At 60.1% G+C, this 14198-nt stretch carries 12 protein-coding genes; 8 read left to right on the top strand and 4 right to left on the bottom strand.

All coding sequences use genetic code 11. The features are described 5' to 3' along the window. Positions 1–122: 122 nt before the first annotated feature. The gene (locus EA187_RS14980; protein ID WP_206524392.1) at positions 123–1244 is read right to left on the bottom strand and encodes a putative metal-binding motif-containing protein; all 1122 of its coding nucleotides are present in this window, start codon (positions 1242–1244) and stop codon (positions 123–125) included. Positions 1245–1672: 428 nt separating this feature from the next. Here EA187_RS14980 and EA187_RS14985 point away from each other — a divergent pair, with 428 nt between their 5' ends. From EA187_RS14985 to EA187_RS15025, 8 genes are all read left to right on the top strand, one after another. Beyond that, the gene (locus EA187_RS14985; protein WP_115605614.1) at positions 1673–2077 is read left to right on the top strand and encodes a four-helix bundle copper-binding protein; all 405 of its coding nucleotides are present in this window, start codon (positions 1673–1675) and stop codon (positions 2075–2077) included. 208 nt (positions 2078–2285) lie between these two features. Further along, a complete protein-coding gene (locus EA187_RS14990; protein ID WP_127780780.1) occupies positions 2286–3044 on the top strand; it encodes a hypothetical protein in 759 nt (252 codons plus the stop codon). 110 nt (positions 3045–3154) lie between these two features. Next, a complete protein-coding gene (locus EA187_RS14995) occupies positions 3155–4234 on the top strand; it encodes an RHS repeat-associated core domain-containing protein (RefSeq protein ID WP_206524393.1) in 1080 nt (359 codons plus the stop codon). A gap of 11 nt (positions 4235–4245) precedes the next feature. Continuing rightward, positions 4246–4530: a hypothetical protein gene (locus EA187_RS15000; RefSeq protein ID WP_127780782.1), complete on the top strand. Its 285-nt coding sequence runs from the start codon at positions 4246–4248 to the stop codon at positions 4528–4530. 45 nt (positions 4531–4575) lie between these two features. Next, positions 4576–4938, top strand: a complete 363-nt coding sequence (locus tag EA187_RS15005; RefSeq protein ID WP_127780783.1) for a hypothetical protein — start codon at positions 4576–4578, stop codon at positions 4936–4938. A gap of 559 nt (positions 4939–5497) precedes the next feature. Continuing rightward, the gene (locus EA187_RS15010; protein WP_127780784.1) at positions 5498–6052 is read left to right on the top strand and encodes a hypothetical protein; all 555 of its coding nucleotides are present in this window, start codon (positions 5498–5500) and stop codon (positions 6050–6052) included. Between the two features lie 290 nt (positions 6053–6342). Beyond that, positions 6343–6798, top strand: a complete 456-nt coding sequence (locus tag EA187_RS15015) for a hypothetical protein (RefSeq protein ID WP_127780785.1) — start codon at positions 6343–6345, stop codon at positions 6796–6798. Positions 6799–7872: 1074 nt separating this feature from the next. After that, a complete protein-coding gene (locus tag EA187_RS15025; protein WP_115605600.1) occupies positions 7873–8157 on the top strand; it encodes a hypothetical protein in 285 nt (94 codons plus the stop codon). Between the two features lie 100 nt (positions 8158–8257). Here the strand turns inward: EA187_RS15025 and EA187_RS15030 are convergent, their stop codons facing one another. From EA187_RS15030 to EA187_RS15040, 3 genes are all read right to left on the bottom strand, one after another. Further along, complete coding sequence (locus EA187_RS15030; RefSeq protein WP_127780786.1) at positions 8258–9706, bottom strand: flavin-containing monooxygenase; 1449 nt, start codon at positions 9704–9706, stop codon at positions 8258–8260. 441 nt (positions 9707–10147) lie between these two features. After that, on the bottom strand, positions 10148–12667 hold the full coding sequence (locus tag EA187_RS15035) for a hypothetical protein (protein ID WP_127780787.1): 2520 nt from the start codon (positions 12665–12667) through the stop codon (positions 10148–10150). Positions 12668–13160: 493 nt separating this feature from the next. Continuing rightward, complete coding sequence (locus EA187_RS15040) at positions 13161–14198, bottom strand: cytochrome d ubiquinol oxidase subunit II (protein ID WP_127780788.1); 1038 nt, start codon at positions 14196–14198, stop codon at positions 13161–13163.

A 14198-nucleotide genomic window follows, 5' to 3' on the forward strand; every position in this document is an offset into this window, starting at 1 on the left:
AAATCCCGCGCCGTCGCTCTCGGTGGAGAGATGCGGCGCGGGAGAAGGCCCGCTGTCTTACAAAGTGTGCCGTCGCGAGTTCGCCCGGATGTGGGCCGGACGCGCGCGGGCAGAACCCGAAATTAGCGCTGGGGGGTGCTGGCGGAACCGTACCAGCGCTTCGAGTCGCCAAAGTCGTGAATAAGCTCGGCGCTGCCGTCGGCCGCGTTGATCTCCAGCAGCTCTCCGGAGCTGGTGATGCCGAAGAGTTTGCTCCAGCCGGCGGTCAGTCCGTAGATGCGGTCGAAGCCAGTCGGCCCGCGGTTGATGGCGTCGCCGGTGGAGCGGTCGATCTCAACGAGGTGGTCCTGTTCCCGGTCGTGCTTGGAGGTCATGTAGAAGGTGTTCTGCTTGTTGACCACGCAGTCGCCGCTGGAGATGTAGGTGTCGTCGCCGGTGACGATGATCTCTTCCGGGCTGAGGACGAGGTCGTCGAAGGCCATCTCATCGAAGCCGTACTCGTTGAGGAGGGCCTCGACCTCGGCCAGATCAAATTTGAGGAAGCTGTTCTCGGCGGTGACATACGCGGTGCCAAAGCCGTCAATCGCCAACCCATTGGGCTCGCCGATATCAGCGCCGCCCATCCAGGCGACGCGAATCCAGACGTTCTCGGCGTCGTAGAAGGCGTAGAGGTCGTTGCGGGTCACACCGAAGAGAACCCCGTTGGGGTGGGTGTCGATGTCGAGCAGGCGCACCAGATTTCCGTCCCAGTCGACGAGATCGGACTCGCGGTCGGCGGTTCCCTCAAAGGGATTGATGGAGTAGAGGCCGTCGGAGGTGTGGGCGAAGAAGGAGCAGCTGACGCCTTCGTCGATAAGGCCATTGCAGGTGTTGTCTTTGCCGTCACAGATCTCGATGGCGCCGGGGTAGGTGAAGGGGTCGTTATCGTTGCAGTCGGCGCCGCCGCAGGCGTAGCTGAGGACGCCGTCGTTGTCGGCGTCGCATTCGGGGCCGGGCGTATCGGGCTCGTCGTCGGCGTCGGGCTCGAGGTCGACGTCCGGCGCGATGTCGGTGTCGTTGTCGTCGCCGGCGTCGCTTTCATCACCGCCGTTTCGGGGAACACAGGCGTTGGCCTGCTGGTCAAGGAGCTCGTCTGCGGAGCAGGTCGGGGTGGTGCTGGCGGTGCTGTCGGAGCCGCAACCGACAAGAAGCGCCGAGGTCAGGAGGAGGAGGGCGAGGAGGGGGGCCAGGGAGGAGCGCATCATCGGGGGCCTCTGAGGGATGTTCGTCGCAACCGAAGGTTTTGGCCGGGGGCCAACGGCGCGGAAGCTAGCAGGTGATGTAGGGAAAAGAAAGTGTTGGCGGGATTTTGGCGCGATGTCACAGAGGCGTGACCGTGGCGAGGCCTGCCCCCGGTCGTCGGCCGCCCGGGCCGAGTGAGAACGTCGTGGCTGACGCATGGGTGCTTATGTTCGCTCTCAGCTTCGAAGCGATTGAACGTCGTATGCCGTGAGCTATCGCCGGTGTCGTGTCCGCCGCATCGAGAGCAACGCGTGCCGGAGTGCCACGTTTCGACGATGCCAGAGCATCGCCTGAGGGGTTGCACCATGTCCGGTTTTACCACACGCGATCTCGCATCCGGCGGCATCAGCGTCGTCTCACGGCGTCGTTTCCCTTAGCACGCGAGGACGCGATGGCCGATCTACGTCAGATGATCAAGTCTCACCCCCTGACTCCCCCCCTGGAGGCCGATCTTTTGGCCACGACGCTCAACGAGGTTCGGATGTGCGCGCAGTTCTGCGTGCTCTGCGCCGACGCCTGCCTGGCCGAGGCGAAGGTCGAGGAGTTGCGCGAGTGCATCCGCCGTTGTCTGGCGTGCGCGGAGAGCTGTGAGGCGACCGCCCACCAGCTGGTGCGCTACGATGAGCGCGATCGCACGATTCTCTACTCCCAGCTTCAGGCCAGCGCGGTGGCTACCCGGGTCTGCGCCGAGGAATGCGAGCGCCACGCCGAGGCGATGGAGCATTGCCGCATCTGTGCCCGGGTCTGTCGCAACACCCTGGAGGCGTTTCATGACGCGATTGACGCGTTGGCCTGAGGGGTAAAATTCACGTCCAACGCCCGAAGCCTCTGACGCTCCCATCGGAGTGAACTCGGAGGCTTCGCGGCTCTTGCCGGTCCATGACGACGACAGCTACGGGGGATGATGCGTCGATTTCAAGGCGCTCGAAATGCGGCGACGCCCGCGTATCGTTCCTGCAAGCAGATACGCGCCGCGTGCGCGTTTAACCTGAAGGGAGCTAGTGATGATGCCATCCTCACCCACCGCCCTGGTGCCTGACGCCTTGTCTCCACGCGTATCACGTCGGCGTGGCGCGAAGCCGGCTGTTGCGCTGGCCCTCGTGGCCTCGCTCTTGAGTGCCTGCGCCTCAGCACCGGCACCTCCGACCACCCCGACCACCGAAGCCACACCGGCGTCTTCGGCTTCCTCCCCGCGCCCCCACGCCGCCCCGACCGCGTTGGACCCCAACCCTCCACAGTCGGCGCGCTCCTACGAGGTCGTCATCCCCATCGAGGCTCGCCGACTCTTTGAGGCCCCCTGGGTCAACGAGGAAGCGACGTTGCGTCAGGCCAAGGAGCAGCACGGCGACTTCGCTCGCCTGGCCTTCGACGTGATCTACGGTCCGATGGGCCCCTATGACGAGGCGCTGCTCTACATCTTTGAGCCGGAACGCTTTGAGGGATTTCGTACCTTCATCCTGGGCCATGGCCCCCGCGGCTGGGAGGGGCATTATATCGCGCGCCTGGGCCCCTGGGAGTCGTCGCAGATGCTCGCGGTGATCTTTGAAGAGGTCGGCGAGCAGCGCCTGCCGGCGCCGATCTTCACGGCGACCTACCTGCACGACCGTCCCACGGAGCGGTCGGCGCCGGAGTTTCCCTATACCAGTGTGGTGGTCTGGGATGGGGAGTCCTTTGCGATCGACGAGGCTTTGGAGGAGCGCTTGAAGGGAAGGTACGAGGTGGGGACGATACGGGAGGGGTTGGAGGAGGTGCGGGGAGAGTGAGTGGTGTGGGGTTAGGTGGTTATGAGGTTAGGTGGTTGCGGGGCGACGGGGTTTGCGGAGTGGGGAGGTTCGTGAGGGCGTAGGGCGACCACCTGGGCTCGTCGAGCGTGGTGGTCAGCGAGACGGGCGGGCTAATCAGCCGGGAGGAGTATCGGCCTTATGGGGAGTCGTCGTTCGGGTCGTATGCGAAGAAGCGTTTTCGTTTTACGGGCAAAGAGCGCGACGAAGAATCCGGCCTCTACTACCACGGCGCGCGCTACTACTCGCCGTGGCTCTGCCGCTGGACAGCGCCGGATCCGGCGGGGATGGTGGATGGGGTGAATGTGTATGCGTATGTGCGGGGGAATCCGGTGCGGTTGGTGGATCCGGGGGGGATGGAGGGGGAGGAGAGCCAATCTACTTGTATTCCAGTGGAGGGGGCGGATGTTGATCTCGCCATACGCGCAAGAGACGGCAAAGGATATCCAAACGCCGGTTATAGGGGTTTGGATGTCCCGAATGTTGCGGCGGATCAGGTACAGCGCGACATCGAACAGGATGAGTTTCGCGCGCGGAGTGGAGAAGTATCGAGCCGAGAACCCGATATCGTGGATCTGGGCAATTCTCTCTTTGAAGTTGGTGTAGGGCTTGGCTTAGGCGGTTTACGTAGTTTAGAGGAAGCATGGCACGGAACCCTTGGCAATCCTGGCCATCATGAAACGCCAGAGAGTAGAGTTCGTGAGCCGGAAACTCCAGAGGAAGAGCTTGGTGATGCTTTATCAATATTTTTTCCTATTGGTATTCGTGGTGGTGGTTCACGTGGCGCAGGAGGAGTACCCACAAATTCGATTAGATCGAATGTACGGCGGGAAAAGTCGGTAGAGAGTTCGAGAGAATATGCACGTCAATTTGCCAGTTCACCGGAGAGAGAGCAGGTTTTAGAGCGAGTGATTCAAGATGATGGTTTGCTCAATATGAGTCAGACGATACAGAGCCAGTTTGAACCTGGAGGAAGCCGTTCCTTTATCACAAATGAAGCTATGTTGACTGCGATTGGGACTGGTCGACGAGAAATAGACCCTAAAAAGTCGGCGGATCATTTTATGTATTATATCCCGGCATCTCATAGAAATCACTCTGGGACTTTAGAAGTGTTGGTTCATGAGCCCTCCGGTCAAATTCGACATGTTCTGTTCCGAAGGCAACGATAGAGGGAGTTTTTATGGGAAATGAAAAGAACTTGATCAACTTGATGGAAGCTGTATTGTCTGAGAATATTTCAGTTGAGCGCTTCCGAGGACAATACGAAAATTTTTGGAATTTTGAATTGGAAACTGATAATTTGTCCACGATTGAGTGTAAAGTTTTTGAGGAGGTTTTTGACGTTGTTGTTTGGTATAGTCCGTTTCCTGAAGAACGGGCCCAGATTCCAAACTATGTCGACGAAGCGACTGTACTTAGGGCAGTGGAAGATGCGCTTTCTAAGTTGTGTGAAGATGAACGATGAAAATAAGATGAGAAGAGCTTTCGGCTTCGGCGGTTGAGGGCTGAAATGTTTCAGCGCAGCGTCAGCGGGGACACGCGGACCTACAGCTCCCAGGGGGGGGGGGAGTTGCAGGACCTGCGTTATACCTACGACGGTGCGGGCAACATCCAATCCATCGATAGTCAGGGGACGGGGTTGGGCATTGAGCCCGGGGATTTTGCATATCTTGCGGAGGTGACGTGGGGGAGCTTTTCGGCGGATTCGCTGCTGCGGCGTTTTGAGTATGACGCGCTCTACCGGTTGACGCGTGCGACGGGGCGAGAGCGCAAGGGGGTGGAGCCGATATTCTGGGGGAATCAGGTTCCGGGTGGGTCGAGTGTGGAGGAGGCGCGGCCTTATATCGAGCATAACGCCGTGAGCTATCGTTGATGTCGCGTCTGCTGCATCGAGAGCACCGCGTGCTGCGTTGCAAAGCCTCGACGATGCTAAAGCATCGCCTGCGTTTTGCGCCTTGCCCGCGTCACTCTCGATTTCGCATCCAGCGACATCAACATCTGCTCACGGCGTCGTACGACAAAACCGGCGGGATGGTGGAGATGACGCACGAGTACGCACTCGATGCGGCGAGCGGGGTGGCGCAGTGGAAGCGGGCGTTTCGGGTGCAGGCGGCGGGGAGTCCGGCGTCGAGCTACGGGGCGTATGGGGATGAAACGCGCAGAAGCCGGCGGTGCGCTATGAGTTGGGCGACCACCTGGGCAGTCCTTAACGTCGAGTGGAAGCGAATGATAGCCCGAGCGCGAACTTCGAGTGGTTGGAATCGTGATTGTCATCTTGCTACGAACACGGTCACTCTGAGACGTCGATTTTCCCCACTATTTTACCCCCCGCATCAGGGTTAAAAGTGAGACTGTTTTTTCTGATTGGAATCCTGCTTCTCGCTGCGATGTCCTTTGTGGGGTGTTCCGACCCTATTCAAGCTATGGGCTGTATGACCGATGAACCCTGTAGAAACGATCGCGTTTGCTGTGAGGGTGTGTGCGCTGAACGCGAAGCGTGTTTCGGGGAGTGCGTCAGCCCACTGGAGAACGCCAATGAAACGCTTTCTATCGGTCTAGAAGCCGATGAATTCTATGGTCGATTCGTGCGTGGGGAGGCTGAAGAGGCCGCCGTGGGTTACGGTGTTATTCCGGAGCAATCTTCTTCGGGTTTCAACGTGCATCTCTTCCTTTTCGAATGCGGTGGAGCCACTGTCTTGTATGAGGAGGGATTTCTGGGCCACGGATTCAACCCCTATGGCGATTTTGGAGGTGGCGAGTCCCATAAAACCCGGATTGAGACGGGTTGGAGCATCGAGGGTGAGCGCGTGGTGGTTGGAGAGGTTCTCGATTGCGTCGGGCAGATGTCCGGCGAGGCAAGTTATTCTATGAGCTGCATCCTGGTGAACGCAGTGGGATCGCCTAAAGCTGTGGGTGGCAGTGCGTCTCTCCGCCCCGAAGCGAGTGTGCCTTCGCCGGATGATGAGGAGTTCGCTGATTTTCAGTGAGGTGGGCTGTGACGACAGTGTCCGACCGAGAGATGGGCATCGAGCAGAGCAACAACCTCGATGAGTCTGGCTCACTTGGTCGAACTCCGTTTTGCCGATTTGGAAGGACCGTTTCAAAGTCTGGTTGGGCGTTTTGATTTTTAGGGGGGGAGGCGATTGGAAATTTCAAACTCCGAGATGGTGTCGGTCGAGCGGAGCCCTGTGGGGATTGGTGAGTGAATTTTGGGGCCACGTCAGCGGGAAGGTCGATCGGTTTCAGGGTAGATAAGATTGTTTTGCGGGAATGGGTTATGCATATTGATGCGTCGTATATAAAAGAGATTAGAAGTCGTGAAGGTGTATTTTTGGTCGAGCAGGTTGTCATGGCTCGGTTTTCGGATTGGTTTGATTTGATGCCGTGGTGTGCAACATCGATCGATTGGAACCAGGTTCCAGGATTCGTGAAAGCGAGGATTCCTGGCGGCGGTGAGGTTTGGGAAGGGAAAGTATGCGAATGGGCCAGTGGATTGCCTATTGGGAAATGCAGTCATATTGTGCCGTACTATCGTTGGAAAGAGCCGAGTATTGCGTTGCCGTTTCATTTTGGGATTGCAAACTTGGATCTTCTTTATGCCACGTATCCAAACAAGGCATATGTGTTTGGGGTCGATGTCGGTACAAGTTTAGATTTTCAATTTGGGACTGTTTTTGAGTGGGATCAAATGGATACGTTTCGCGGTAGCGCTGAGTTGATTGATTTTGGGTGATCCTTGGGTGTTCGGCCAAGTAGGGTTTGGTTTGCTGACGAAGGGGGCTGGTCGAGTGTTAATATTATATGATTTGAAAATGGATCAGTAGTGATAAGCAGTGATAGTTTGGTTCGAGGGGTCGAACTTTTTCGTCGGTGGAGCCTTCGTTTTATCATGGTCGTATTCATTGCGTTCGTAGGGGGCATTTTGGGTTCTGTGCTCTACGCGCGAACATATGCGACAGTGGATCATGCTGAGTGGGCGGCCAAATTCTGCCTTACTGATGAGCGTCCGGATGGGGATTTGAGGTTTCCGCCAGGGTCGAAGAAGGGTTCAGAACGGGTGGTGTGTAGAAACGAAGATGGTGAGACATATGGTTATAAGGTGGATCGCCAATTTGAGTCTGGAAACTCTCAGGTAGAGTGCTTTGATACGATTCCAGCAAAGTTCTTTCCTCCAGGGTGGAGTTGTCAGGTTGAAAATGGGAGTAGCCTGCAAGCGGTCGATGTATATTTCTATTGGGAATCGACAGAGGTTTGGTGTCGTTGAGTTTTGACAATGAGTCGCGCCGAAAGTGAGGAGAATATGTTGTGTCGCGCGTTTGCAAAAGACGGTCAGAAGATGGCTTGAGCTTATTGTGCTGTGTCCTGATTGTGGAGATCTGAATATGACGAATTCGTTGGTAGATTCTCTTTTTCGATGCCGGGTTTGCGGTTTTAAGAATGATGTCATGGTTTGGGGGCCAAACGGCGACGATCCTTTGTACTCGTTTGAGATTTGTCCATGTTGCGGCACTGAGTTTGGTTACGAAGACTGTACGCTAAAGGCAACTCGCATTAATCGGGCGAGGTGGTTGGAAAAGGGCGCACCATGGTTTGAGGTGGAAAAGAGGCCTGACGATTGGGATGTAAACGAGCAGTTGAGTAAGATTCCCGCCGAGTTATTGTAAACGAGAGAGCTGCGACGGAACCGTCCGAGAGATGGATATGGGCCGGTAACTATGCGATTTCACGCGAAATTTCGGGTTTGGGATACGCTCAACCCATCGAGTTCCAGCCCCCTTAACCGCCGGAATCCCAGACGAGGTATAGAGTGACCGACATCTTCAACAAACTTCACGCTGCCGTGGAGATCATCTTCTGGGCGGATACCCGCACGGGCATGCTTGAGGCGCTGCAAGAGGCGGCCGAACCCATCCTGGCGTTGCGTGCGGAGGAGTTCGGGGATGAGGCGTCGCGAAGCGAGCTTCGCTACATCCAGGAGATTTTGGAGGAGTACAGTGGTGTTGAGGGATTTTACTCCTCGGATGTGCGGAATGAAGTGAGGGAGGCGTTGGCAATGGTGCTTGCGCTCTATCGGCGGGAGGTGGGGCGTTGAGGCGGGGGAGATGATGCACGGGGGGCAGGCGCGCGGAATGCGGTTCAAATGCGGCTCGCTCCGAGGGTAATGCAACGGTGCAGTGCGCGGAGATGTCGAACTACTCGAAGTTCAGCGCGTCATCTGCAATGGGGGCGAGTCGAAAGAGAATGCTGTCCAGAATATAATTCTGGTAGAGGCGCCAGGGCCGGTGCTCGCCCTGGTTGGGGAGTTCGTCGAGGGCGCGTTGGATGTAGCCGGAGTTGAAGTCGATGAGGGGGCGGTCGGCGGTGGTGTCTTCGGGGAGGCGCGGGGTGACGATGCGGTGGTGGTGCTGGTCCATGTGGTGGAGGAGGCGGCAGGTCCACTGGCTGATGAGCTCGCATTTGAGGGTCCAGGAGGCGTTGGTGTAGCCGACGGACATCACAGCGTTGGGGACGTTGCTGAGCATGGCGCCTTTGTACATCGTCTCCTGGCCGGGTTTGATGGTGGTGCCGTTGACTTCGAGGGTGGTGCCGCCGGCGACGACAACTTCCAGCCCGGTCGCGGTGACGACGAGGTCGGCGTCGAGATGTTTGCCGGAGCGCAGGGCGATGCCCGTCTCGGTAAAGGTGTCGATGTGGTCGGTGACGACCGAGGCGTTTCCGTGGCGGAGTGCGTCGAAGAGGTCGTTGTCGGGGACAAAGCAGATGCGTTGGTCCCAGGGGGCGTAGGTGGGGTTGAAGTGGGCATCAACGTCGACGATGTCGCCGATGGCCGCGCGCACCTGTCGGGTGATGTATCGGCGGGCGGCGGCGGGCATGCGGCGGGAGAATTGATAAAAGAGCATCAGGCGGAGGACGTTTTTCCAGCGGGTCAGCTCGGCGCCGAGGGTGTCGCCGAGACGTCGCGTCATCCATTGAGAGAGGCGGTCTTCTGCGGGGAGTGAGAGCACGTAGCTCGGGGAGCGCTGCAGCATGGTGACGTGTGCGGCGAGTTTGGCCATGGAGGGGACGAGTGTGACGGCGGTGGCACCGCTGCCGATGACGACGACGCGTTTGCCCTTGTAGTCGATGTCGTCGGTCCAGAGTTGGGGGTGAACCCGTTCGCCGCGGAATCGCTCAATGCCGGGGAAGTCGGGTGTGTAGCCGTGGTCGTAGCAATAATAGCCGGTGCAGAACCAGAGGACGTTGCAGGTGTAGAGCTGCGCTTCGCCGGATATCGGGTGTCGGGAGGTGACGGTCCAGAAGGCGTCTTCGGAGGACCAGCTTGCGTGTTCGACGTGGTGGTTGGTGCGGATGTTGTGGTCGAGGCCGGTCTCTCGGGCGGTGTCGTGGAGGTAGCGTAGAATCGAGGGACCATCGGCGATGGCCTGAGGGTTGGGCCAGGGGCGAAAGGAGAAACCCAGGGTGTGCATGTCGGAGTCGGAGCGGATGCCCGGGTAGTTGAAGAGGTCCCAGGTGCCGCCCAGGGAGTCGCGGCCTTCCAGAATGGCGAAGGACTTCCGGGGGCATTTTTGCTGGAGGTAGTACCCGGCGCAGATGCCGGAGAGGCCGGCGCCGATGATGAGGACGTCGAGGTGTGTGGGCATGGTGCTGGTCGGGGAGCCGGGCGTGGTTGCGGGGTGTGAGGACGAGTGTAGCGCAGGTGCGGGGGATGCGCGACGGGCCGACCGAGAGAAGGGCAAGGTTGAGTGTTTGTGCGGGTATGAAGCCGACCGAGAGAAGGGCAAGGTTGAGTGTTTATGCGGGTATGAGGCGGACCGAGAGAAGGACGAGGTTGAGTGTTTGTGCGGGTATGAGGCGGACCGAGAGAAGGGCAAGGTTGAGTGATTATGCGGTCATTGCCGAAAGTCTCTGGCGGACCGAGAGACGGACGAGGTTGAATGATTATGCGGGTGTGAGGCCGACCGAGAGACGGACGAGGTTCAATGATCGTGCGGTCATTGCCGACAGTTTCTCTACGGTCTCTGGCCGACCGAGAGACGGACGAGGTTGAATGATTATGCGGGTGTGAGGCCGACCAGGGAGTATCAAGGATGCTTGCTGGTCTCCTGGCATACGACGTCGACGAGCAGGTCTTTTTGCAGCTCGAGTTCGAGGACCTCGACGGTGCTCCGTTGCTGGCCGGCGTCATCGGGATAGCTGAAGGTCGTGCTGTACTCAAAGGTGCAGCCGGAGTCCCAGGAGCAGGTTTGTTCGAGCTTTTGAACGCCTTCGACCTCGGCTCGGACGGTGACGTCGCGGAAGAGGTGGGTTGTCGGTAGTCCCCAGTCAAGGTTCCAGCGGGAGACTCCGCCGAGGATAGTGCTTGTGGCGCTGACCCGTACGATAAGCTCGCTGCGGGGCTCATCGCCGCTCAGTCCTGAGATCATCTGGGTGCACTCCAGGCCCTGGCCGGCCTGGAGTACGTAGGGGAATGAGACGCCGCAGTCGACGTTGCCGGGGGTGTCCCCGGCGCGGGTTGTGACGGTCTCGATCAAGGCGTCGGAGGCGTGGGGGTTGGTAATAAAGACCGGCCCGTGGGCGATGTGGTCATGGTCGACGACGTCCTGGCCGGTGACCTCCACGTGATAGGTGACCTCGGCGCTATGGCCGGGCGCGAGCGGGACGCGCTCGTGACTTGCGGAACCATCGATCGCCCAGGTGTAGGAGCGTGTGTAGCCGGTGAGGGGGGCGCTCTGAATGCGGAGTTCGCCCTCCACGGTGGCGTCTGTGCAGGTGACGTCGACGCGTGCTTCGGCGCGCTGGCCGGTCGCAGGGAGGTAGGCGGAGTCGAGGTGCACGCCCTCATCGAGCGGGCAGGAGAAGGTGCGGCTGTACTCAAAGAGGCAGCGGTCTTGCCAGTGGCAGGCTTCGTCGAAGATCTCGACGCCGTCGACAAGGGCGCGCACCTGCACGCTTTCCAGCGGGGAGGGTGGGCGATCATCGTAGGAGATGTCGCTCTGGCCCACGACGCCGCCGACCGCGCTTGTGGGAGTAGCCTCCACGCGCGCTACGGCCACGGTGATGCTCGGGTCGATGTCTACCGCTGTGAAGGTGCAGATGAGGTTGGCTGCGGCGGTGATCGCGATCGGAAACGCCGCGTTGCAGTCGACGAGCGCCTCGCGCTCGCCAACCTTCACCGAAACATGCGCCACGTCGGCGTCAACGTCGGTGAGGTTGAGTATGCGAAGGGAGCCCTCCACAACGTAGTAGGACTCGCCAGTCTCCTCCGCGTAGACGTTGAGCGTGTAGTCCACCTCGCCGGATTCATAGGTGCCAAGCGCTATGGCCTCGGGGGCGGCGTTCTTTTCAATGTGCCAGAGATATGGCCCGTGAAAGCTGCCCTCGGCAAAGGTTTGAACGAGGAGCTGGCCCTCCTGGTGGGTCTCTGCACAGTCGACTTCCACCGGGGCGCTGGCCGTTTGCAGGGGGGCTGTGATGTGGGCTTCGCGCTCGTCGATGCCTTCGTCAAAGGGGCATTCAAAGGTGCGGGTGTAGTTAAAGACGCAGGGCTGCTGGTCGAAGGGGCAGGGCGCTCGGATGTCATCGCCATCTCGAACGATGACGCGCTCAAGGGCGTCGAGGGGAGGCAGGCTGAGAAGGATGGATTGTGTGGCGCGGGCGCCCCGGGTGGGGCTCTCGTCGCTGACGTCGACGTTGAGCAACGCCTCGATGGTGCTTTCGTTTACGGACTCATCAAATCCGCTGAGTCTGTAGGTGCACTCAAGGCCGGACTGGCTCTTTAGCACCGTGGGGAAGTTCACTCCGCAGTCGAGAGCGACGGTTCGGCCGTCGATCTCCACTGATGCACTCTGGATGTGGGCGTCGGCGTCGGTGGTGTTTGTGAGGTAGGCAATGCCCTCGACGAAGATCTCGCGAGGGCCGATGTCGGTGGCGCTTACCGTGACCTCGTAGGTGACGTTGCCGGATGCCTCGGGACCGAGTTCCAGGCGCTGTGGGGTGGCGCTCTTTTCGAGATGCCAGTCGTAGGGCCCGACTGACCCCGGGAGGAGCGAGAACTGCGTGGTCAGAGCACGTTCGACGCAAAATGAGACGTCTTCGACGTCGGCCCAGGATGCGCCTTGCCGGGGGGCGTGCACGCCTTCGTCAGTCTGCACGGACGGGCGGTAGGTGTAGAGGTTGCCGGCGCCGGAGCCCCGGATGAAGAGGCCGTCGATGGTGCGTGTGTTGAGCGACTCCCAGATGAGGGCCGGGCCTTCGGTGCTCTGGTAGAGTTGCAGCGAGATGTTCAGAAGCTCGGCGCAGACCTCACCGTTGGCCAGAAAGTCTGAGGCTTGCGTGAAGGTATGTGGGCCGGAACTCAGCCGACTCAGGTCCAGCCGGCAGGCTACCCACCTCTCGGAGCGCGAGACGCCCAGTGTAGCGCCGGCGTCGCGACAGCTGGTGGCGTCGGGGGAATCATCGATGCGAACGGGGGTCTGGTGAAGGGACTCGGAGCGCCGAGTATCATCGGAGTCGGGGGCGTCGAGAGCAGGTGAACAGCCCGCACATAGATGGAGCGCGGCGAGCAGCGCGAGCATCGATTGAGCGTACTTCGGCATCGTCATGAGACTCCCCCCCGGGATGAAATTTCGGCGTTCGCTGCTTCGCTGCTCGGCGAGTTCTTCGGAGTGCGGGGCCGGTGATGGAAGGCGGCTCCGCCTACGTAAACGTAGTATCCATGAGGGTGGGGCCAAGGGGGCTGCGTGAGTGGCGAGTCAGCGCGAGCCAGGTGGATGTGGAGCGGGCCGATACCTGTGGCCGGTGCCCGGGGAACTCGATCGGTTCGGGCCGGGGGAGCGGTCGGAAGGAATCGGAAGGGGAGTCAGGGAGCTGCCCGAGAGAAGGGGAAGAAGCAGCAACTCTGCGAAGATGGTCGGACCGAGAGAAGGGCGAAGGTCAGTATTTATGCGGATATGGTCGGACCGAGAGAAGGGCAAAGGTCAGTATTTATGGGGATGTGGTCGGACCGAGAGAAGGGCCCAGGCTAGCAACTGTGCGGCGGTCATGGACCGACCTGGAGAGGGACAAGAGGCCGTCATGATGTGGATGAGAAGGCGCTTACGTCACCTCGTCGGGAGATGTTTCGGGGCGTGCGGCGCGGCCAGGTTTGAAGATTTTGTAGAGGTAGACGAAGGCGGGGAGCAGCAGGAGGCTGCCCAGGGCAAGCGCGATGAGGACGGGGCGTAGGACGGCGGTTTCGGCGGCGGCGTCGGTGATGCGGATGTCGGGGTAAACCAGGTAGGGGAACTGGGCCAGGGCCCAGCCCAGGAGGATGAGAGCGACCTGGAGGGCGGCAGCCGCGCGGGCCAGGTGAAAGCGGCGTATCCAGAGGGCGGCGATGGTGAGCAGGGCGGCCAGGCCTGTGACGAGCTGAAAGGGGATGGACCAGCGTGCGGTGGTGAGACCGGCCCAGATGAGCGGAGCATCGCGCATGGCGAGCAGGATAGCGGCCAGGGCGCAGGCACCGGTGGCAAGGGCGCTCCAGAGGGCGCGGCGGCGGAAGTCGTCTTTGAGGGCGTCGGTGTCCGCTTCGACGGTCATGTAAACGGCGGCCAGGAAGGCGCAGAGTGCGAGGGTGAGCGCGCCGATGGCGAAGGGAAAGGGTTGCAGCCACTCGGAGATGAAGTCGGTGTCGATGATGCCCGAGTCGAGGCGTCGAATGTCGCCGGAGGCGATAGCACCGGCGCAGATGCCCAGGAGAAAGGGGGTGATGATGCTGGCGATGGCGAAGACGCGGGCGGAGCGTCGCTCCAGGCGGTCGGCACCGGCCGAGTAGGATTGAAAGGCGAAGGCGGAGCCGCGCAGGACGATGCCCAGGAGCATCAAGGTCAGGGGGATGTGCAGGGCGGTCATGATGGCGGAGAAGGCCGGAGGAAAGCAGACGAAAAGAAGCACCACGACGAGGATGAGCCAGACGTGGTTGGCCTCCCAGATGGGGGCGATGGCGTCGGTGAGTGCGCTGCGCTGGTCGTCTTTACGTTCGCCGGTGGCGAAGAGGTACCAGATGCCGCCGCCGAAGTCGGCCCCGCCGGTGAGGAGGTAGACGATGAGCGCGAGCACGATGATGGCAGCCACGATCATGGGGAGTTCAAGCAT

The organism is Lujinxingia sediminis (assembly GCF_004005565.1).
GTDB lineage: Bacteria > Myxococcota_A > Bradymonadia > Bradymonadales > Bradymonadaceae > Lujinxingia > Lujinxingia sediminis.

What these genes read in the sequence shown, in the direction of transcription:
- EA187_RS15030 (WP_127780786.1), bottom strand. Translation starts at nt 9,706, where the DNA reads ATGCCCACACACCTCGACGTCCTCATCATCGGCGCCGGCCTCTCCGGC.
- EA187_RS14990 (WP_127780780.1), top strand. Translation starts at nt 2,286, where the DNA reads ATGATGCCATCCTCACCCACCGCCCTGGTGCCTGACGCCTTGTCTCCA.
- EA187_RS15015 (WP_127780785.1), top strand. Translation starts at nt 6,343, where the DNA reads ATGCATATTGATGCGTCGTATATAAAAGAGATTAGAAGTCGTGAAGGT.
- EA187_RS15035 (WP_127780787.1), bottom strand. Translation starts at nt 12,667, where the DNA reads ATGACGATGCCGAAGTACGCTCAATCGATGCTCGCGCTGCTCGCCGCG.
- EA187_RS14980 (WP_206524392.1), bottom strand. Translation starts at nt 1,244, where the DNA reads ATGATGCGCTCCTCCCTGGCCCCCCTCCTCGCCCTCCTCCTCCTGACC.
- EA187_RS15040 (WP_127780788.1), bottom strand. Translation starts at nt 14,198, where the DNA reads ATGCTTGAACTCCCCATGATCGTGGCTGCCATCATCGTGCTCGCGCTC.
- EA187_RS14985 (WP_115605614.1), top strand. Translation starts at nt 1,673, where the DNA reads ATGGCCGATCTACGTCAGATGATCAAGTCTCACCCCCTGACTCCCCCC.
- EA187_RS15000 (WP_127780782.1), top strand. Translation starts at nt 4,246, where the DNA reads ATGGGAAATGAAAAGAACTTGATCAACTTGATGGAAGCTGTATTGTCT.
- EA187_RS15010 (WP_127780784.1), top strand. Translation starts at nt 5,498, where the DNA reads ATGACCGATGAACCCTGTAGAAACGATCGCGTTTGCTGTGAGGGTGTG.
- EA187_RS15005 (WP_127780783.1), top strand. Translation starts at nt 4,576, where the DNA reads ATGTTTCAGCGCAGCGTCAGCGGGGACACGCGGACCTACAGCTCCCAG.